Here is a 20,063-nt window from a genome sequence, read left to right on the forward strand (position 1 = left end):
CCGGAGCGTTGACCACCAGCGGATACCCGTTTGGTGGTCAACATCTCAATCGTTGAATACTACAAAATACCTTTCTGCCGGACCAACTATCTCCCAAGCTTATTTACTTGATTTTATGACAACAAGACGACATTTTCTGCATGATGCCGGTGCGCTAACGCTTAGCGGCCTCACTCTGCCAACGCTTGCCGGTGCAAACAATCTTTTTCTTGCAGCGCCTAAATACCCGATTGGTATTCAGTTATTTACGCTGTTTAAGCCAATGAATGAGGACCCCAAAGGGACATTGGCAAAAGTAGCGGCTGCGGGCTACAATGAAGTAGAGTCGGCGTTTAGTACGCTTGGCGGTTATTATGGGTATTCGGCCAAAGAGTTCCGGAAACTGGTTAGTGATCTGGGTATGACCTGGCGGGCACACCATGCCGGTGGCGCACCATTTCGGCCACGTCCCACACCACCCGGTGCCGCCGGTGCCGCCGGTGCACCTCCTGCCGGTACACCACCCCGCCCGGCTATGGATTTCTCCAAAATGCCGCCCATGCTCAACCTGCGCGATAACTACCAGCAACTGGTCGATGAGGCCAATGAAGGTGGGCTGTCGTATCTGGTTTGTTCCAGCACACCCGTCGGCACAATTGATGATATCAACAAGTCTATCGAGGTATTCCAGAAAACGGGCGAAGCAGCCAAAAAAGGCGGTATCGGCTTTGCTTACCACAACCACGCTACCGAGTTCGACCCCGTCGATGGTGGTAAAACCCCGTATGAACTCATTCTTTCTCAAACAGATAAAGAACTGGTGAAAATGGAGCTGGATCTTGCCTGGGCCACCAAAGCAGGTAAAGACCCCGTGGCTTTATTTAAAGAGCAGCCGGGCCGGTTCCCGCTCTGGCACATCAAGGATATTAAGGACGACAACAAAACGATTACCGAAGTGGGTAACGGCGTGGTCGATTTTAAAAAGGTGTTTTCAGCAGCCAAAATAGCCGGTCTGAAATACTTCTTCGTGGAGCAGGACATGGCCCCGCAGGGTATTGAAAGCATCACGACCAGCATTACCAACCTGAAAAAGATACTGGCTTAACCAGACTTTCCAATGAAGAAAACTATAAGCAAAGCCTGGAAAAGGAGCATCCGTGTTCCGGGTCTGTTCAGTCTGTCTGTCAACGCAGGATTATTCCTGGGGCTGGCCTCTTTTGTGATGCAGGATGGACCGGCTAAACCCGACGAAACCCGGTTTACGCCCGTCGTCCTGGCCGAGGATCTGGATGAGCCGATGGCGTTTGAGGTAGCCAAAGATGGCACGGCGTTCATCATCGAGCGCAAGGGAGCGCTGAAAAAATATGACCCGATCACAAAAACGGTTGATCTGGTCGCTACGATTCCCGTAAACACGAAGTACACCTCCGCGCAGGGGCGTGTATCGGAAGCAGAAGAAGGTCTTCTGGGCTTGTCGCTTGACCCGAACTTCGAGCAGAATCACTGGATGTACCTCTACTACGCACATCCAACCGAAAAGAAGCACCTGCTGACCCGATGGGAGTACCGCAACGAAAAACTGGTTGAGAACTCGCAGAAGGTCATGCTGGAAGTAACGACCCAGCGCGAGGTGTGCTGCCATACGGGTGGCGGAATGACTTGGGACCGGGCTGGCAACCTGTACCTCACGGTGGGTAACAACACCGGAAACCAGCAGGCTGCCCAGACCGACGAACGCCCCGACCGCAGCAGTTGGGATGATCAGGGCCATGCCGGTAATACCAATGACTTGCGAGGAAAAATCCTGCGTATCCACCCCGAAGCCAACGGTACGTACTCCATTCCCGAAGGAAACCTGTTTCCGAAAGGCACCGAAAAAACCCGCCCCGAAATATATTCTATGGGGCATCGCAACCCCTGGCGCATTTCGATCGACAGCCAGACGGGCTATGTCTACTGGGGCGAAATCGGCCCCGATGCTACGAAGGATTCTGAAATTGGTCCGCGTGGTTACGACGAGATGAACCAGGCCCGGAAGCCGGGTAACTTCGGCTGGCCGTGGTTCGTGGGAAACAATCAGGCGTTTCCGGTATACGACTACGCCAACAAGAAACCTCTGGAGAAAAAAGACCCGAAAAATCCGGTCAACAACTCGCCCAACAATACGGGACTGACGAAGCTGCCGCCTACGGCTCCGTCGTTTATTTATTACCCATACGCCGTTTCGGAGGAGTTTCCGCTGGTGGGTACAGGGTCTCGTTCGGCAACGGGCGGGCCGGTGTATCACCAGACCGACTTTAAAGGTGCCAAGCGCCCCTGGCCCGCGTATTACGAAGGGAAATGGCTCATCACCGACTTCTCCCGAGGCTGGATTATGGCCGTTTCTATGGATGCCGAGGGCAATTACAAGTCTATGGAGCGGGTGCTGCCTGGCTATCATCCGGTGGAGCCCATCGACATGAAGTTTGGTCCCGATGGCGATATGTACGTACTCGAATACGGCAGCAACTGGTTCCGGAAAAGCGACAATGCCCGGCTGGTTCGGATCGAGTACAACAGCGGAAACCGCAAGCCAATCGTGCAGGCGTCCGTAGCGACGGACCGCGCCAGTAAGCCGGGCGGTACGCTGCCGCTTCGGCTCACGTTATCGGCCGATGGGAGTAAGGATAATGACGGTGATGCGCTTAGTTATCAGTGGAAAGTGACCTCGCCGGGTATTGCTCCACGGGTGTTTACGACTGCTAACCCAGCTGTTACCTTCGATAAAGCTGGTGTTTACACCGCCACGCTGACGGTTACGGATACGCACGGGGCAGCCAACAGCCAGTCCGTACGCATCATTGCCGGAAACGAAGCGCCCGTTGTTGCGGTGAATCTTACCGGAAATAAAACGTTCTTCTTCCCCGATCAGCCCATCCAGTACGCGGTGAATGTGTCGGATAAGGAAGATGGAACCCTTGCCAAATCGGCCGCTGCGCCGGGCAAAATAAGTCCGGCCAGGGTAGCCATGAGCATCGACTATACCTCCGAAGGCTTTGATTATGCCGAGGTTGCGCAGGGCCAGCGAAGTGTCGATGCATCAACGCAATATGCTGTAGCACAGGCTTTAATTAGCCAGAGCGACTGTAAAGTGTGCCACCAAATCGACACAAAGTCGGTTGGTCCGGCCTTTACTGCCGTTGCTGCCAAATACAAAGGAGATGCCGCAGCGCCCGAGCGACTGGTTACCAAAATCCGGCAGGGTGGCGTAGGTGTTTGGGGCGATGTGGCCATGCCGGGTCACCCGGCGATGTCGGTTGCCGATGCGGGTATTCTGGTGAACTACATTCTGCACATCAACGAGAAAACCCTCAGCAGCTTACCCATGGAGGGCACGTATAGCCTGAAGATTCCGGAAGGCGACAAAGGCAATGGGTCTGTACTGATCCGGGCGGCTTATACCGACCGGGGCACACCGGCAGTGAAAGGTGGTAAGCCTGTACCAGCCCAGACCGGTGAGCAACTGCTCGTACTGCGCAGCCCACAGCTCGATGCGTCTACCGCTGCGTTTATTCGCGGGGCCGACGTAAAGGCCAAGGGTATGGGAAAAGGGGAGAATGTGATTCCGTATGCAAACAGCTACATCGGTTTCCGGAAACTGGATTTAACGGGTATCAAACAGCTTGAACTGACCGCTACCGCTCAGCGACGCGAAGGCAGCTCGGGCGGTACCATTGAAGTTCACCTCGACTCACCCACCGGCCCCCTCGTTGGCGAAACCATCGTTGAACTGGCCCCGGAAGTGGATATGGAAAAGCTAATGGCCCAAATGGAAGCCGGTCCCCGACCCGCTGGTGGTGGAAACGGCCCGGCGGGAGCACCAGCAGTTCCCGGCGAACCCGCTAAACCCCGTCCCAACCCCTTTGCCCGTCCACCCGTTTACCTGACGCTTAAAAATGCCGAAGGTGTTCATGACGTGTATTTCGTCTTCAAAAACGATCAGGCAAAAAATAGTCAGCCGCTGATGTCGCTATCGAGTATCAAGTTTATGAATAAAGAGAAGTAATAGTCTGGTAATGAAAGGATTGGCTAGTGTGATGATCACGCTAGCCAATTTTTTATAGCGCCGGTAGGCTACATCATACTTGGTGATAGCGGCAAGCGTTCTGTACATTAAGTCAGTAGTAGCCAGTTGAACTTTCTTACTTTGCGATAAGTATACGTTATCAGCATCTATGGAATTACGCCAGCTTCGTTATTTCGTTGAAGTAGCGCAGGAACTGCATTATAGACGAGCCGCCGGTCGGCTTTTTATTTCCCAGCCAGCCTTAAGCCAGCAAATACAACTGCTGGAAAATGAACTGGGGGTAGAACTGTTTGTCCGGAGCCGACGAACCATCCAACGGAAAGTAGAACTGACGGATGCGGGCCGGGTGCTCTTAAAAGAAGCCCGCCAGTTGATCCAGTTGAGTCAGCAGGCTATTGAAGCTACCCGGCGGGCGGGATTGCAGCAACCCATTCGGATGGGCGTTTTCAAGACCTTACTTCGGAGCCGTATCGTCGATGTGATGAATCTGTTGTCGGAGCGGGTGCCGCAGGCGACCGTCAAACTGGTTGAACTGCCTTCGTTTCTGGCGGTGCAACAGGCATTGATTGATAATACGATCGACCTGGGGCTGACAATTTTGCCGTTGCAGTTCGCTACCCTATCGGCCATTCCATTCACAAAAGGCTCTACGTCCGTACTTCTTCCACGGCATCATGCGCTGGCTCAACGAGATAGCATTTCTCTGGCTCAGTTACAACACGAGGCATGGGTTGAAATTCCTCCCCCGCTCAATCCCGTCTTCGAATCGGTTGAGTGGCTTTGCCGACAGGCGGGGTATCAACGGCACATTGCGCAGGAAGTGACCTCGCTCGAACTGCTGGCCGAACTGGTACAACTTGGGAAAGGAGTGGCCCTTATTCCATCTCATTTCAACGTGAGCCAGTTGGCGGGGGTAGTCGCCATACCCTTGGTCAATCAGCAGAACAACCCCTATGCAGAACTGGAACTCCAGCACGTAGTGGCTTATTTGTCGAGCAATTCGTCTCCGGCAATTATTGCCCTTGGTCAGCAGATCCAACTTAATACGTAGTAGTCATTGCTACAGTTAATCGGGTAATTCAGTAGCTCGAAGAAGACGGTCTTCAGTTGTCTACTGCATTGAATCACGAAATAGGGTTCTCCTGATAAATTAACGGGACATTAACTCAGGAACCGTTTTTATTTGTAGGTAAAAGCAATCGCCTACTCCAGATTTTACGTCTTACAACCAGGAAAATGAAAAACATAATCCCATCCCGACTACTGACTTATGCGGTAGTACTGGCACTTCCAATGTGGTTTGGTAGCTGCTCGAAAAATGATAATCCTGACACGGCCTCATCAACGGTGGAGGGTAACTACAAAATCAGTGCGCTTACGGCAAACCCAAAAGTTGCCGGCGTGTACGAAGACTTACTGGCTGCTGCTCCATTGCTGTTAACGACCACTTGCCTGAACGATATTACATTGACCTTTAAATCGGGTGGGACGATTGCCAACGATAATCCCGTTACCTGTCAGAAAAGCGCCATACCACCCAGTACGATCACGGGTATCGATGCCACGAGTACCTGGAAATATGATGCCAATGTGTTGACGCTCACAAAAAGTGATGGGACCAAGACGACCTATGCGGTATTGGGTACGGGCACGATCCTTAAATTGCAGTGGAAGGACAGCCAGGACTTTTTAGGTACAGGTACCAAAACGGCCTATACCTACACAATGGACCTCAAAAAGCAGTAACTCTCAATAGAGACTACCGTTTGAAAAACCGGCTCATTAACGAGCCGGTTTTTATTTTTCTACTAGGGCCGGACCGTAGCAGGTGTCGGCCGCCAACCGCTTCATCCACTTCCTGCATCATTTCATACAGCCTAAATGACAAGTCAGGCAGCGTGTCCCTGACGAGGCTTCTCTGGCTCTCTACATTTGTACAGAACCAAAGAAACTCAAACAAATACTTTACGAACATGATGCATGTAAGTCGTTTACTAGCCTGGGCATTCGTTGTCACAATGCCATTATGGTTTGGCAGTTGTAAAAAAAGTGATAGTAATGGTGGCGATCCGGTAACGCCAAATTCAGTTGAAGGAAGCTGGAAAATTTCCGGGATGAAGCTATCCGATGGTCAGACAACCCAGGATTACCTGGCCCTGATGAAGGTGTTTGCCGGTGAAGATGTCGTTGCCTGCCTGACCGATATAACGTTTACCCTGAAAGGTAATGGCGCCGTAACGGGTACCGATTCGCCAAAATGTAAGTCCGCTGGTGCTGATGATTACAGCCCGGTTGGAAAACAGGCTACCTGGAAAACGGCGGGAAATAAACTGACGATCACCGGTGAAGATGGACCCTCTACGTACGATTATACCGTAAATGGAAACGTAATGACCTGGAGCATTCTGGAAAAGGATGACATCGATGGCGATGGAGTTCAGGAAACTTACACAACCACGGTCGAATTTAAGCGGGTGTAAATCACTGATAACAGCCATCCTACACACCTTTACATAAAGCCTGCTAAAGACGCGCATTCGAGTCTTTAGCAGGCTTATTCGGTACATTCATGCAGCGTAGCAATGTAGCTCTCCAGATACGCAGGCATAGCTTTGCTTTTATACTGAAGAATATAGCGGGGATGGTCGAGGGTGACGATACGGTCGAAGAAGCCCTGCTTATCGTTCAGTCTGCGTAAATACGTTTCGTTTTTCCGGCCCAGGCAAATGGCTACGCGCCTGTTACACCCAAATTCCAGTTGCGTACGAACGGTGTCGGCAATGGCGGGCCAGAGGGCTTCGGTAGTGGCCCGGTCATCGTAGAAATTATAGTTTTTTGGTCCGGTGCCCAGCGTGGCTTTCGTGAGCGCCAGCGGAAACAGAGAGGTCAGAAAAAAGCGTGCGTAAAAGTCCTTCGCACCGCCAAATGCATCAACAACCTGATAAATGAACCGGCTCGACAGCTCAGGAGTATCTCGGAGGTCATTTTCGATACCACAATATCGGCGCAGGTTCTGGGGTGTTGTAAAGGAAATGCCCGTTACCCCCGCACCGAACCGCCCCGGATTGATGCCCAGTATAAAAACACGCGGGGTATTATCGGTAAAGAATTTGGTATAAAACTCCGCAACGATTGCCTTTACGTCTGGCTCTTGATAGGGATTCATGACGCCTATATCGGGCGGAAGATTAGTCGGAGCCGCCAGCGAGTTGTAATACGCAACGGCTTTGTCTGCGAAGGTGTTCATTGGTAGAATGTTGTTTAGACGTGTGAAGGGTGGGTCAAACGCCATATCTCCAAGATATGGCGTTTGACCCACCCTTCACACGTCTTTGAACGTTGCTTTACTTAATATTTTTCCGGCGGTTGCGCTGGAAATCTTCGAACATCATGTTGCCCAATCCCTGTAAGCCGCTGTAGTAGGCGCGGCCGTTGTTGACCTTGGTGAACTCCTGCACAAACTGCTTGAGGTAAGGGTCTGAGGCAATCATGAACGTCGTAATGGGAATCTCAAGCCGACGGCACTGGGCGGCCAGCGTCAGGGTTTTACTCACAACTTTGCGGTCGAGGCCAAAGGAGTTCTTGTAGTATTTAATGCCTTCTTTCAAACAGGTCGGTTTGCCGTCCGTGATCATGAAAATCTGCTTATTCTTGTTCTTCCGCCGACGCAGTAAGTCCATGGACAGTTCAAGCCCGGCTACGGTATTGGTGTGGTAAGGGCCAACTTCCAGATAGGGGAGTTCCTTAGCCTGAATTTGCCAGGCATCATTACCAAACACCACAATATCGAGCGTGTCTTTGGGGTACTTCTGTTTGATGAGTTCAACCAGCGCAAGGGCCACTTTTTTAGCGGGTGTAATCCGGTCTTCGCCGTACAGGATCATCGAGTGGCTAATGTCGATCATCAGCACCGTCGACGTTTGCGTTTTCTGCTCTTTCTCGGTTACTTCCAGGTCACGCTCCATGAGTCTGAACTCCTCAACACCGCTGTTAATCTGGGCGTTTTTGATGGATTCGGTCATGGAAATCTGTTCCAGCGTATCGCCAAACTGGTAAGTACGGAGGTCGCTGCTCAACTCATCGCCCGTTCCGGTATACGGCGAGTTGTGGTTCCCGCCTGACTTGGATCGTTTGAGTTTCCCGAAAATCTCTTCCAGAGCACTGCGCCGAATCGTCTGTTCGCTTTTGGGCGTCATCACGATCTTGCCTTCCTGGTTCTCTTCTGTCAGATAGCCTTTTTCTTTCAGGTCGTCGAAGAAGTTACCAATGCCGTATTTGTCATCGGTGAGGCCATATTGCCGGTCGAGCTGGCTCATCCAGGCCATTGCCTGCTCTACATCGCCGGAGGTGAGCAGCAGCAACTGCTGGAAGATATTCAGCAACTGGTCAAATTTGCTGCCTTCCTTTTGTTCGGGGGGTATGTAATCAGAAAATTGAAAGCCTTTCATAAGAATCGTCGTTTGTCGAGCCGCAATACCTTGCGGCTTTTGTAGGGTACCGGTCCACCAGCAGAACAGCGCGTTTCGCGGATTTGTTCGGTCTAATAAAAGCACTCTTCACTAAGTTCGCCGACTGGCCACCCACCTACAACTGCGCCAGCAGATACAGGACTGCCATGCGAACGGCAACACCGTTTTCGACCTGATCCAGAATAATGGAATGCGATGAATCGGCCGCGTCGGAGGTTAGTTCGACGCCCCGGTTAATGGGGCCGGGGTGCATTAGCACAATGGGCCGGTCCAGGTCGTCGAGCATCTGTTTCGAGATGCCGAAATACAGGGAGTATTCCCGCAGCGAAGGGAAATATTTGATCTGCTGCCGTTCCAGCTGAATGCGCAGTACGTTGGCAACATCGCACCAGGCCAAAGCGGCCCGAACGTCATGCCCAACCTTCACACCCAGGGCTTCAATGTGTTTTGGGATCAGGGTTTTAGGCCCGCAAACCATCACTTCGGCACCCTGTTTCTGCAAGCAGAAAATGTTGGACAACGCCACCCGTGAGTGAGTAATGTCGCCAATGATGGCCACCCGCTTACCGGCCACATCGCCCAGCTTTTCCCGAATGGAAAAGGAGTCGAGCAGGGCCTGGGTGGGGTGTTCGTGGGTACCGTCGCCCGCGTTGACCACGTTGGCTTTAATGTGTTTGGTCAGGTAATGCGGAGCACCGGGACTGCTGTGACGCATCACCACCATATCGACCTTCATGGCCAGAATGTTATTGACCGTATCCAGCAGCGTTTCCCCTTTCTTAACCGAACTGCCCGAGGCCGAAAAATTGACAACATCGGCGGATAATCGTTTCTCGGCCAGCTCAAACGAAAGTCGGGTTCGGGTCGAATTCTCGAAGAAAACGTTGGCAATGGTCACATCACGCAGAGAAGGGACCTTCTTGATGGGGCGATTGATGACTTCTTTAAATTGACTGGCCGTGTCCAGAATAAGTTGAATGTCAGACTCGGTCAGGTCTTTGATACCCACTAAATGGCGGACACTGAGGGCAGTTCGATGGGTCGATTGGGCCATGAGAGCAGTATAACTATAAATTGGGCAAAGATAGACCGGAACCCGTTAAAGAAAAACGGCTTCGCAGGATTCGCTAGGCAATGAGGACTTCCGGCCGACGCATTCAGGCTGTTTAGTCAGGTAGACTACGTTTTCGGTTACCGCTTCGCAAAGGGGAAAATAGTGGATTCCATGTGCGATTCGTTCATCAGCTTGATGAGGTAGCGAGCTTTATCAGGAAACTTATTGGCCAGATTGTGGCTCTCGAACGGGTCTTTGGCGAGGTCATATAATTCAACAGGCCCATTTGGGTTACCAGCGGCCTGCAACCGAACGGCCTTCCAGTCGCCCTGCCGGATGGCCTGTTTGCCGCCACCTTCGTGAAATTCCCAATAGAGGTAATCGTGTTTCCGCTGAACACCTTTGCCCGTTAGGGCCGGTACAAATGAAATGCCGTCGATTCGGGTCGGTAGTCTAGCCCCGGCCAGTTCCGCAAACGTAGGGAGCAGATCCCAGAAAGCCCCTACGAAATCACTTTGTGTTTTGGGCTTGATCATACCTGGCCAACGAGCCACAAACGGCTCCCGGATGCCGCCTTCGTACAAATCCCGCTTGACACCGCGAAACCCGCCATTACTGTTGAAAAATGTAGGGTCACCACCGCCTTCAACGTGAGGTCCGTTGTCGCTGGAAAAGATGACGAGTGTATTTTTATCGAGCCCTTTAGCTTTCAATTTGGCGATCACCTGCCCTACGTAGCGGTCGAGTCGGGCTACCATAGCGGCATAGGCTGCGTGCGGGTAGGGTTGCGATGCGTAGCCGCCCGTTTTGGCGTTAGGGCCATAATCGGCTCCGGCAAACGGTTTTTCGGTGAATTTGCCTTTGTAACTGGTAAATAAGCTGTCATCCGGCGGAACAAGTTCGGCATGGGGAAGCGTGTACGGAAGGAACAGGAAAAACGGCTGACTTCCGGAGCGCTTGTCCAGAAAGCGCAACGCCTGTTTCTGGATAAGATCGGGGGCAAACTCGTTTGTTTGGGTCAGGTTTTTGTTGGTAGCCAGTACTACTTTTTTATCATTATCCCAAAGGTGATTCGGGTAGTAGCGGTGCGCCAGCCCCTGACAATTGTACCCATAGAACCGGTCGAATCCCTGCTTCAATGGGTCACCTTCCGAGCCCACCGGTCCAAGGCCCCATTTACCAAAAGCCGCCGTCGTATAACCTGCTTTCTTTAAGATCTCGGCCATCGTCAGCACCGAGTCGGCAATGGGTTGCTGGCCTTCGGGTTGTACCTCCCGGTTGCCCCGAATGTACGTATGCCCCGTATGTTGCCCCGTCATCAACGCTGAGCGTGAGGGAGCGCAGACCGTGGTGCCCGCGTAAAACTGGCGAAACTGAATACCCTCTGCCGCCAAGCGGTCGATGTTGGGTGTCTTAATCAAGTTCTGACCATTTATGCCGACATCGCCGAAGCCCAGGTCGTCTGCCAGAATAAAAATAATATTGGGGCGACTGGTTTTCTGAGTTTGTGCCTGCAATCCGACTGACACAATCAGCAATAGTCCTATTAAAAATTTAGTCATGATGAAGTGGTGTTAGTATCCCGGCGTAGTATTTACGCTGGCTTGCTGTATGGTGTGTGGGTTATCCTGGTAGAAACCGATTTTACAGAACCGGTTTCTACCAGGATAAAGGCTACAAACAGGAAGTTATACGGCTTTTTGCCACCTTTTTTTGAAAAAACAGTGCGTCTGTCAGAGGTATACCGTACAGTGGATACCGATCCGAGCCGAACAGCTGAAGGTACTAACTTAAATACCAGCGTGTTTACTCGATAATCGTACAGCCATAACCCGGTACGGTTACGCGGTCGCCAACAAACGAACTGGCGGGTATTGTTTCGAAAACCACACAGCGACACCAGTCCTCGTTCGGGGAAAAGACAACCTCGATTGGTTTGCGCGTCAGGTTTTGGATAACCAGAACACAGGGGCCGCCACTCGATTGCTGCCGACTAAAGGCGATGATGCCCTTCTGGCGAATACCCGTTGCTACCAGTCGGCTGAGGTTATCATTCAGGATGGGGTGACTGTTTCGGTAGTGAATCAGACGTTTGTAGTGATTAAATAACGAATCAGGATCGCTTTGCTGCTGTGCCAGTGGCCGAACCGTCTGGCTGGTGCTGTACTTACCCCGACGCCATCGGGTTCGTTGGGTATCGTTGGCCCGGATGTCCCACAAGAAGGGTTCACGGATAGTTTCGTCGGGTTTCATACCCAGCATACCAATTTCTTCCCCGTAATAAAGGTAGGGGAGGCCCGGAAGCGTGAGTAACAGGTTTGCCGCCACCTTCAAATGGTCCAGGTTGCCCTTAAGCAAACTGCCAATGCGGTTCTGATCGTGGTTGGAGAGCAGCAGTGCATCAATAAAGTCCGGATTGACCGTCGCGAATGTGCTGTGGACATAGGTCAGGTATTCGATCAGGTCTTCAGTGTCGTTCTCCCGCCGGACGATCTCGGCAATCATCAGTTGCAGGTCGAAGTTGAAGTTGGCTTTCAATCCCCGGAAATACGGCGCAATGTGTTCCGGTCTTGTCCATACTTCGCCTACGGTATACGCGCCGGGTTTGGCGGCTTCCACCACGCGCCCGAACTCCTGCCAGAATTCATGGTTTTTGGGTTCTTCGGCTTCGCGGTACAAATGCCGGGCGGCATCGAGCCGGAAGCCATCGACCCCGATCTCGCTGAGCCAGTAACGGACAATAGTAAAGACCTCTTCCCGAACGGGCCGATAATCGAAGTTAAGGTCGGGCATACCGCTCCAGAACATACCGTAGTATTTTTCCGGATAGGTGGCCCCCGTTACCGCATGCCACGGGTTTTTCTCACCCGAATCGGCTGTAATGTCGCGGGTGGCTAGTTTACGCCGTTTGATTTCCTCGGGCCGCAGCCATTTGTAATAATTCCAATAGGGGTTGTCGGGGCCTTTGGATGCCTCCTGAAACCACGTATGCCGAATGCTGGTATGGTGCAGAACCAGGTCGATAATAACGGCAATGCCGCGCTGGTGGGCTTCGGCAATCAGTCGTTTAAAATCGTCGAGGGTGCCATACTCCGGGTCGATGCCGTAGTAGTCCGTAACATCGTATTTATGGTACGTGGGCGATGGACTGACGGGCATCAGCCAAATGGCCGAAACCCCCAGGTCTTTCAGGTAATCGAGTTTGCCGGTTATCCCGTTCAGGTCGCCAATGCCATCGCCGTTGGAGTCGGCGAAGGAGCGAACGAAAATTTCGTAATGGACACCCGAAACGCCTGTGCGTATCTGGCTGACGGGCAAAGAGTTGGCCAGAGTATTGGCCTGCGTGTTTATTACTTTAGTACTATCGGAATGCATTCAACGGAAAAGTGCTACGTAGTACCAAACCGAGAAAATCACCGATGAGTTTAAAAAGCCGCAGCGTAACTGCTGCTGCGGTCAGTCAGAAAGGATAAGTACTTTGCCGGATGAATCAGCCGTTAACCTTTTTGTAGTCGCTTAAGAATTTCTCCAGACCACTATCCGTCAGCGGATGTTTCAACAGGGCTTTGATGGCACTCAACGGCCCGGTAATGACATCGGCTCCAATCTCGGCGCATTTAACAATGTGCATCGGATGCCGAACGGATGCCGCCAGAATCTGGGTGTCGAAGCTGTAATAGTTGCTGTAAATAGTCCGGATCTGGGCAATGAGCGCCAGTCCGTCTGTCGATATATCGTCCAGGCGACCAACGAAGGGCGACACATACGTAGCACCTGCTTTAGCGGCCAGCAGAGCCTGACCGGCCGAAAAGACCAGGGTGCAGTTGGTCCGTATCTCTTTTTGACTGAAGTATTTAATGGCTTTGATGCCTTCTTCAATCATAGGGATTTTTACAATAATATTGGGATGCAAGTCGGCGAGCGCTTCGCCTTCGCGCACCATTCCATCAAAGTCCGTCGCGATCACTTCAGCCGAAATGGGGCCATCTACCAGCTTACAAATGTCCACATAGTGTTTCAAGACACGGTCCTGCCCCGTAATGCCCTCTTTGGCCATTAAAGAGGGATTTGTCGTCACACCGTCGAGCACACCTAATTCGACAGCTTCCTGAATTTCGGCCAGATTAGCCGTATCGATGAAAAATTTCATGGTTTATACTGGTAGGAGTCAGGGTGGAAGAGTAAACTGATCTGACTACTACCTGCCCGTTAGCCACGGTACAGATAGCAGTCAGACTTTAACGGAACGGTACTTAGATGTATTGATTGATAATGCTTTCGAGCCATTCCTGCTTGCCACTGCGGAGTTGTGGCTCGCCGTTCTCCATAGTATAACTGCGCAGGTCTTCCAGCGTCAGTTTACCTTCTTCAAACGCTTTACCCTGTCCACCATCGAACGAGGCATAGCGCTCATTGCGGAATTTGAGGTAATCAGACTCTTTCAGGATGGTATCAGCTACGATGAACGAGCGGGCAAAGGCATCCATACCGCTAATGTGCGCCACAAACAGGTCTTCGAGGTCGGTCGAGTTACGACGTACTTTGGCGTCGAAGTTGATGCCGCCGGGCTTGATGCCACCCGCCTGATGAATAACAAGGGCTGCTTCTACCAGTTCATACAGGTTGATTGGGAACTGGTCGGTATCCCAGCCATTCTGGTAGTCGCCCCGGTTGGCGTCGATGCTGCCCAGCATACCCGCGTCGGCGGCCACCTGCAATTCATGATCGAAGGTATGGCCCGCCAGCGTTGCGTGGTTCACTTCAATATTTAATTGAAAATCTTTGTCCAGACCGTACTGACGCAGAAAGCCGATAACGGTGGCGGCATCGTAATCGTACTGGTGTTTGGTTGGCTCCATCGGCTTTGGCTCAATGAAGAACGTGCCTTTAAAGCCTTGCTTACGCGCATAATCGCGGGCCATGGTCAGGAACTTCGCCAGATGCTCCACTTCACGCTTCATGTTGGTATTGAGCAGCGACATGTAGCCTTCGCGACCGCCCCAGAAAACGTAATTTTCGCCACCCAGCGCAATCGTTGCGTCGATTGAGTTCTTTACCTGTGTACCTGCGTAGGCCAACACCGAAAAGTCGGGGTTGGTTGATGCGCCGTTCATGTAGCGGGGATTGGAAAATACGTTGGCCGTTCCCCACAGCAGTTTTACGCCACTTTCTTTCTGTTTCTGTTGCCCATATTCGACAATGGCCTGTAGCCGTTTTTCGTACTCGGCGGCAGTAGGTGCTTCGTCGACCAGATCGACATCGTGAAAGCAATAGTAAGGAGCGCCTATTTTGGTGATGAACTCAAAGGCGGCATCCATCTTCAATTTAGCCCGAACAACGGCATCGTTATCCTGATCCCAGGCAAAAACGCGTGTGCCGGGGCCGAAGGGGTCACCACCGGTTCCGGTGAATGTGTGCCAGTAGCTAATGGCAAATCGCAACTGCTCGCGTAGGGTTTTTCCGCCAATAACTAAATCCGGATTGTACCATTTGAACGCAAGTGGATTTTTAGAGGCACGGCCTTCGTAAGCGATGGCATCAATACCGGGGAAGAATTCCTGGTTGCCCAGCGTGATCGTTGACATGAGTTGAGAGAGGATTATACCACTTCTGTTTAGTAGTGTAAAGTTGACACTTATTATTTAAATGTCAAATTGACACCTACAATTTTTTTCAAAATAATAGACCCGGTATTGGTTATTGAAGGATTTACTATTAGGGAATAACCAATAACAATTAACCAATAACAATTCTTACAATATGGTGTCTGAATTCGGGATGAAATTCAGGAAAGAAGAGGTAAGTTGCTGATATTTAGCTGAATCGACCTGGTAATAAAAGGCTCCTTTTCGGGAAAATCCTTTCTGTTTCTCGTCTAGTTTGATGAGCAGATTCGTAGACAGGATTTTCCGGCTAAAGTTGCGCTTGTCGAAGTCGGTGTTGTAGATCGCATCGTACAACTTCTTGAGCTGGGGGAGGGTAAACTTTTCGGGTAGTAACTCGAAGCCGATGGGGTGCTGGGCGGCTTTGTAGCGTAATCGTTTGATGGCCAGATCCACCATGTCGCCGTGGTCGAAAAGCAAAGGCGGTAAATCATAAATGGAAAACCAGCGAGCCTGGAAACGCTCGGAAATCTTGGACTCATAATCCGCTACTTTAACCAGCGAAAAGTAGGCCACTGAAATCGTTCGGACGATGGGATCGCGATGGGGTTCGCCGAATGCATACAACTGTTCCAGGTATACATTGGTCAGGCCGGTCAGGTCAAACAGAATCCGGGCGGCTGCCTGCTCCAGACTTTCGTTGGGTTGAAGCCACCCGCCCATCAACGACCAGGTCTGTTCTTCAAGACCCCGTTTAACCAACAACACTTTTAAACTCTCTCCATCAAAACCAAAAATGATGGAATCCAAAGCCAGCAAATACGGCTGCTGTTGTTTGTACTGTTCAACCATTGGCAACTGCCTGCGAAATACGATGATATAATCGCCTGCAAGCTACATAATTCAGATTCTTTGTCCGTTAGTTGGATAGCTGATTTTCGCACTGTACTGGCAATCTGACCAGTTTGCCCGATTAAATTCGGGCTGTAATGTTCAGGATTACTGGATAGCGACCGGCTATTCTACAGTTATCCTGAACCTAGCGTTAGTAAGTAGCTTAGAATTTAACGACACTCCAAAAAGCTTTCTTAGGCTGGTAATTCTGGTCGAATAAGAGGGGGTAATCTTTGCGGCCCGGAACGGGAAAATTATCGAGCCAGGAGGTTTTGTCCGACACATTCCAGAATGTAACGTTCGTGACGGTCTTCCTGTGTTTCCGGAACACATCGAACAGCATCTTGTAGTGAGCGGCCTGTTTTTCGTTCATTTCGGGTGTAAACTCGCTGGTGTCTGTTGGTCTTTTTTCCCGACGTTCGTGCTCTTTTGGATAAACCGACACGTCTAGCTCCGTTATTTGTACGGCTAGACCCAGGCTGGCAAACTGCTTAATCGACGTTTCCAACTCCTGAACGGTAGGTTCATAGATGGACCAGTGCCCCTGTAAGCCAACGCCGTGAATGGGAACCCCTTTGCTGGTCAATTTCTTAACCAACTGATAGATTTTGGCCCGTTTAGCCGCATTTTCGGTATTGTAATCATTGTAGAACAAGCGAGCATCCGGATCGGCCTGGTGGGCGTACTCAAATGCCTTCTCGATATACTCGTCTCCTAAGATCTCGTAGAATTTAGATTTTCGATACACACCGGTACCCGTGTCGGGCACGGCTTCATTGACCACATCCCAGGCGTATATTTTTCCTTTATACCGGGTTGCCACATCGGTGATATGACGTTTCATTCGGCTTAAAAGCAGCTCTTTGCTCACCTGCTTCCCGAGGGAGTCGGTAAAAAACCAGCGTGGAGCCTGACTGTGCCAGCATAGATTGTGCCCGCGGACTTTGATGCCATTTTTCTGGGCAAAATCGACAATGGCATCGGCATCCCGCCAGAAGTACCGATTCTCTTCAGGGTGGATTGGCCCCATTTTCATGGCATTTTCGGGCGTAACACTGTTGAACTGCTGAACAATCAGATCTGCTTCCGGCCCTGTCAGGTTGCGCGGTGCTACGGCCACACCGATGGGAAAGTATTTTTTATACGCTTCTTTTAACGTTGGTTCGGCAGTTGGCCCGGCATTAAGCCCCATACCAAGCAACCCCATGCCGCTTAAGAGCAGTGTAACGCCAACCTGGTTTCTAAAGTAAAGTAGTTTTTTCATACGGGCATAAAAGGGCTATCTGGCCGAACATCCCTTTGTTGTCTTATTTTCAGTATAAAGTTCCTGATAATTTTTATAATTGCAACCGATTGCACTAACTTTTGAGAAAAAAACATAGATTTACATTCCGATTGATAGTCTTTAGCCGTCATTTCTTTTATTACAAGGTCTGACGAATGGACTTTCAATACGGGGATAGGTAATAGAACTTGTTAATGGGTAGGCTTACTAGATTGTTTTAAGCCTAAGCTACTAAAAGAAGTATTAAGTTTCTTATCTAATTTGTTGTCTTTTAGCTAGTTGTTTTATTTTTACTGCTTTGTTCTATTTTTGACTTCAACCGATTGCATAGAAATGCGTGTGTTGAGCACGGGTGTTCTGTAACGTAGTTGATTTATACTCAGAGTATCGCTCATATGGAGAAAGAAACGACGATTTATGACATAGCCAGGTTACTGAATCTGTCTCCTGCCACTGTAAGTAGAGCACTTAATGACCATCCGGCCATTAATAGTAATACAAAACAGTTGATCAGCAACAAAGCGCTGGAGATGGGCTATCGATCAAATACGTTTGCGAGTAACCTACGACGGCAGCAAACCAAAACGATTGGGGTCATTGTACCCAGGCTGGATAGTTCCTTTATGTCGACTGTGCTTTCGGGGATGGAGAAGGTGGCAAATGAGGCCAACTATAACCTGATTATCAGCCAGTCGCTTGAATCGTCCAGGAAGGAAATGGCCAATGCAAAAACCATGTTTAACAGCCGGGTAGATGGGTTGCTCGTCTCGCTAGCGGCTGATACCGATAACCTGGAGCATTTTAGCACATTCTTTCGTAAGGGTATTCCCATGATTCTGTTCGATCGGGTGATGCCGCAGAAAAATTGCACCAATATCGTTATCGACAACCTGAAGGCAGGCTACGAAGCAACTGCCCATTTACTAGGCCAGGGTTGCCGACGGATCATGCATGTAACCGGCAGCGTTAAGCGAAACGTTTACGCGGACCGGCTCAAAGGGTATAAAATGGCATTACTTGAACACGGGCTCCCGGTTGAGGATGAACTGATTCGGTTAACAGACTTTACCCGGCAGGATGGTCTTGATGTAGCCGATGAAATTGCCCGGATGCCCTCGCCACCCGACGGCCTCTTTGTTGCCAGTGATTTATGCGCAGCCAGTTGTATGGGCGGATTAAGGAAAAATGGCTTCTCCATTCCAAAAGATATTGCGGTAGTTGGTTTCAACGATGACCCGATTGCGCAACTGGTGGAGCCTAACCTGACAACGATTCACTATCCCGGTCAGGAAATGGGGGAAATAGCGGCTCAAAGTCTGATTAACCACCTCAACGGCCTTCTGCGTATCAGCACCACAAATACCATCCTCTTAAACTATGAACTGATCGTTCGGGAATCTTCCCGGCGAGTCTGATTCGCAGACTCAAAGAATTTAAATAACCTGTTTCCTATGTTTATCTCAACTAAAATTACTCTTGTTGCTGTCGCGCTGATTGGTGTTGGTCTCCAGGCTGGTTTTTGCCAGAGCACAACGACTCCCGCCAGCCCCAAACCGCTGGTTACGGATCTGTATACGGCTGACCCGTCGGCGCACGTATTCAACGGGAAGATTTACATCTACCCCTCGCACGATATTGAGGCCAACGTGCCGGAAGATGACGAAGGCGGGCACTTCAACATGCGCGACTACCATGTTTATTCGATGGATAAAATCAATGGCAAAGTAACGGATCATGGCGTGGCGCTGGACATTAAGGATGTTCCGTGGGCAGGTCGGCAAATGTGGGCTCCCGATGCCGCTTATAAGAACGGAACCTACTACCTGTACTTCCCCGTAAAGGATAAAGAAGATGTTTTCCGTATGGGCGTAGCCACCAGCAAATCGCCGACAGGTCCGTTTAAAGCCGAGCCAGCACCCATACCGGGCAGCTACAGCATAGACCCGGCGGTTTTTACGGATACGGACGGTACAACGTATATGTACTTTGGCGGCATTTGGGGTGGACAGCTCCAGCGCTGGGCAACCGGTACGTATGATAAAACGTTGAAGACTGATTTAGGCAAAGACAACGAGCCTGCGCTAAGTGCCAAAGTCGTTCGGATGAATAAAAATATGCTCACCTTCGACGAGCCGGTCAAGGATGTACAAATTATCGACAAAGACGGGAAGCCGCTGTTAGCGGGCGACCATGATCGACGTTTCTTTGAAGGTGCCTGGATGCACAAGTACAAGGGGAAATATTACTTCTCCTATTCAACCGGCGATACGCACTTTCTGGCCTACGCCACCAGTAACTCTCCCTATGGTCCCTTTACGTATCAGGGCACATTCATGAAGCCCGTTACCGGCTGGACGACGCACCACTCGATTGTAGAATTTAAAGGCAAGTGGTACATTTTCTACCACGATGTGGAACTGACGGGCAAAACGCATCTACGCAATATCAAAATGAGGGAATTGATGCGCAAGCCCGATGGATCAATCGAATTGATTACGCCGTAACGGCTCGTGATCGTTTCAGGCAAAAAGCTCCTTCAGGTATGAGGGAGCTTTTTTTGTGGAGTTTTTGTGCTTTCCGTGGTGCCGGGTCCTCAGACCCGACATAGGTAGGTTTCTCAAAACCTACCTACATTAATCGAACAGACAGTAGGTTTCTCAAAACCTACCTTGTCAGGTTTAAGAACCTGACATCACGGGAATAGTACAGAAAA

16 protein-coding genes are annotated in these 20,063 nt (G+C 50.7%); 7 read left to right on the forward strand and 9 right to left on the reverse strand.

Annotated features, from left to right (window positions below; translation table 11 throughout):
- Positions 1-115: 115 nt before the first annotated feature.
- From CRO74_RS00500 to CRO74_RS00525, 5 genes are all read left to right on the forward strand, one after another.
- Positions 116-1,084 carry a sugar phosphate isomerase/epimerase family protein gene (locus tag CRO74_RS00500; RefSeq protein ID WP_097124057.1) on the forward strand — a complete coding sequence of 323 codons (969 nt, stop codon included), beginning with the start codon at positions 116-118 and terminating at the stop codon, positions 1,082-1,084.
- A gap of 12 nt (positions 1,085-1,096) precedes the next feature.
- Positions 1,097-4,024, forward strand: coding sequence for a PQQ-dependent sugar dehydrogenase (locus tag CRO74_RS00505; RefSeq protein WP_097124058.1), 2,928 nt, complete (start codon positions 1,097-1,099; stop codon positions 4,022-4,024).
- A gap of 169 nt (positions 4,025-4,193) precedes the next feature.
- Positions 4,194-5,096, forward strand: a complete 903-nt coding sequence (locus CRO74_RS00510; protein WP_097124059.1) for a LysR family transcriptional regulator — start codon at positions 4,194-4,196, stop codon at positions 5,094-5,096.
- Positions 5,097-5,281: 185 nt separating this feature from the next.
- Positions 5,282-5,791, forward strand: coding sequence for a lipocalin family protein (locus CRO74_RS00515; protein ID WP_097124060.1), 510 nt, complete (start codon positions 5,282-5,284; stop codon positions 5,789-5,791).
- A 227-nt stretch (positions 5,792-6,018) separates the two neighbouring features.
- A complete protein-coding gene (locus CRO74_RS00525) occupies positions 6,019-6,525 on the forward strand; it encodes a lipocalin-like domain-containing protein (protein WP_097124062.1) in 507 nt (168 codons plus the stop codon).
- Between the two features lie 74 nt (positions 6,526-6,599).
- On the opposite strand, the gene CRO74_RS00530 is transcribed toward CRO74_RS00525, so the two are convergent.
- The 9 genes from CRO74_RS00530 to CRO74_RS00570 form a co-directional block, all read right to left on the reverse strand.
- Positions 6,600-7,292 carry a uracil-DNA glycosylase family protein gene (locus CRO74_RS00530; protein ID WP_097124063.1) on the reverse strand — a complete coding sequence of 231 codons (693 nt, stop codon included), beginning with the start codon at positions 7,290-7,292 and terminating at the stop codon, positions 6,600-6,602.
- A 97-nt stretch (positions 7,293-7,389) separates the two neighbouring features.
- Positions 7,390-8,493 (reverse strand): vWA domain-containing protein, encoded by a 1,104-nt coding sequence (locus CRO74_RS00535; RefSeq protein WP_097124064.1) that lies wholly within the window; start codon positions 8,491-8,493, stop codon positions 7,390-7,392.
- 136 nt (positions 8,494-8,629) lie between these two features.
- Positions 8,630-9,568, reverse strand: a complete 939-nt coding sequence (locus tag CRO74_RS00540; RefSeq protein WP_097124065.1) for an aspartate carbamoyltransferase catalytic subunit — start codon at positions 9,566-9,568, stop codon at positions 8,630-8,632.
- Positions 9,569-9,705: 137 nt separating this feature from the next.
- On the reverse strand, positions 9,706-11,130 hold the full coding sequence (locus CRO74_RS00545) for an arylsulfatase (protein ID WP_097124066.1): 1,425 nt from the start codon (positions 11,128-11,130) through the stop codon (positions 9,706-9,708).
- A 244-nt stretch (positions 11,131-11,374) separates the two neighbouring features.
- Positions 11,375-12,943, reverse strand: coding sequence for an alpha-amylase family glycosyl hydrolase (locus CRO74_RS00550; RefSeq protein ID WP_097124067.1), 1,569 nt, complete (start codon positions 12,941-12,943; stop codon positions 11,375-11,377).
- A gap of 115 nt (positions 12,944-13,058) precedes the next feature.
- Entirely contained in the window at positions 13,059-13,718 is a 660-nt protein-coding gene (gene fsa, locus CRO74_RS00555; RefSeq protein WP_097124068.1) for a fructose-6-phosphate aldolase, read from the reverse strand.
- 103 nt (positions 13,719-13,821) lie between these two features.
- Entirely contained in the window at positions 13,822-15,153 is a 1,332-nt protein-coding gene (gene xylA / locus CRO74_RS00560) for a xylose isomerase (RefSeq protein WP_097124069.1), read from the reverse strand.
- 168 nt (positions 15,154-15,321) lie between these two features.
- The gene (locus CRO74_RS00565; RefSeq protein WP_097124070.1) at positions 15,322-16,023 is read right to left on the reverse strand and encodes an NUDIX hydrolase; all 702 of its coding nucleotides are present in this window, start codon (positions 16,021-16,023) and stop codon (positions 15,322-15,324) included.
- 205 nt (positions 16,024-16,228) lie between these two features.
- The gene (locus CRO74_RS00570; RefSeq protein ID WP_245877808.1) at positions 16,229-17,272 is read right to left on the reverse strand and encodes an endo-1,4-beta-xylanase; all 1,044 of its coding nucleotides are present in this window, start codon (positions 17,270-17,272) and stop codon (positions 16,229-16,231) included.
- A gap of 473 nt (positions 17,273-17,745) precedes the next feature.
- Here CRO74_RS00570 and CRO74_RS00575 point away from each other — a divergent pair, with 473 nt between their 5' ends.
- Entirely contained in the window at positions 17,746-18,765 is a 1,020-nt protein-coding gene (locus CRO74_RS00575) for a LacI family DNA-binding transcriptional regulator (protein WP_097124072.1), read from the forward strand.
- 36 nt (positions 18,766-18,801) lie between these two features.
- Complete coding sequence (locus CRO74_RS00580) at positions 18,802-19,854, forward strand: glycoside hydrolase family 43 protein (protein ID WP_097124073.1); 1,053 nt, start codon at positions 18,802-18,804, stop codon at positions 19,852-19,854.
- Positions 19,855-20,063 lie beyond the last annotated feature (209 nt).

The organism is Spirosoma fluviale, from assembly GCF_900230225.1.
GTDB classification, from domain to species: domain Bacteria; phylum Bacteroidota; class Bacteroidia; order Cytophagales; family Spirosomataceae; genus Spirosoma; species Spirosoma fluviale.

What these genes read in the sequence shown, in the direction of transcription:
- CRO74_RS00500 (WP_097124057.1), top strand. Translation starts at nt 116, where the DNA reads ATGACAACAAGACGACATTTTCTGCATGATGCCGGTGCGCTAACGCTT.
- CRO74_RS00505 (WP_097124058.1), top strand. Translation starts at nt 1,097, where the DNA reads ATGAAGAAAACTATAAGCAAAGCCTGGAAAAGGAGCATCCGTGTTCCG.
- CRO74_RS00510 (WP_097124059.1), top strand. Translation starts at nt 4,194, where the DNA reads ATGGAATTACGCCAGCTTCGTTATTTCGTTGAAGTAGCGCAGGAACTG.
- CRO74_RS00515 (WP_097124060.1), top strand. Translation starts at nt 5,282, where the DNA reads ATGAAAAACATAATCCCATCCCGACTACTGACTTATGCGGTAGTACTG.
- CRO74_RS00525 (WP_097124062.1), top strand. Translation starts at nt 6,019, where the DNA reads ATGATGCATGTAAGTCGTTTACTAGCCTGGGCATTCGTTGTCACAATG.
- CRO74_RS00530 (WP_097124063.1), bottom strand. Translation starts at nt 7,292, where the DNA reads ATGAACACCTTCGCAGACAAAGCCGTTGCGTATTACAACTCGCTGGCG.
- CRO74_RS00535 (WP_097124064.1), bottom strand. Translation starts at nt 8,493, where the DNA reads ATGAAAGGCTTTCAATTTTCTGATTACATACCCCCCGAACAAAAGGAA.
- CRO74_RS00540 (WP_097124065.1), bottom strand. Translation starts at nt 9,568, where the DNA reads ATGGCCCAATCGACCCATCGAACTGCCCTCAGTGTCCGCCATTTAGTG.
- CRO74_RS00545 (WP_097124066.1), bottom strand. Translation starts at nt 11,130, where the DNA reads ATGACTAAATTTTTAATAGGACTATTGCTGATTGTGTCAGTCGGATTG.
- CRO74_RS00550 (WP_097124067.1), bottom strand. Translation starts at nt 12,943, where the DNA reads ATGCATTCCGATAGTACTAAAGTAATAAACACGCAGGCCAATACTCTG.
- fsa (WP_097124068.1), bottom strand. Translation starts at nt 13,718, where the DNA reads ATGAAATTTTTCATCGATACGGCTAATCTGGCCGAAATTCAGGAAGCT.
- xylA (WP_097124069.1), bottom strand. Translation starts at nt 15,153, where the DNA reads ATGTCAACGATCACGCTGGGCAACCAGGAATTCTTCCCCGGTATTGAT.
- CRO74_RS00565 (WP_097124070.1), bottom strand. Translation starts at nt 16,023, where the DNA reads ATGGTTGAACAGTACAAACAACAGCAGCCGTATTTGCTGGCTTTGGAT.
- CRO74_RS00570 (WP_245877808.1), bottom strand. Translation starts at nt 17,272, where the DNA reads ATGGGGTTGCTTGGTATGGGGCTTAATGCCGGGCCAACTGCCGAACCA.
- CRO74_RS00575 (WP_097124072.1), top strand. Translation starts at nt 17,746, where the DNA reads ATGGAGAAAGAAACGACGATTTATGACATAGCCAGGTTACTGAATCTG.
- CRO74_RS00580 (WP_097124073.1), top strand. Translation starts at nt 18,802, where the DNA reads ATGTTTATCTCAACTAAAATTACTCTTGTTGCTGTCGCGCTGATTGGT.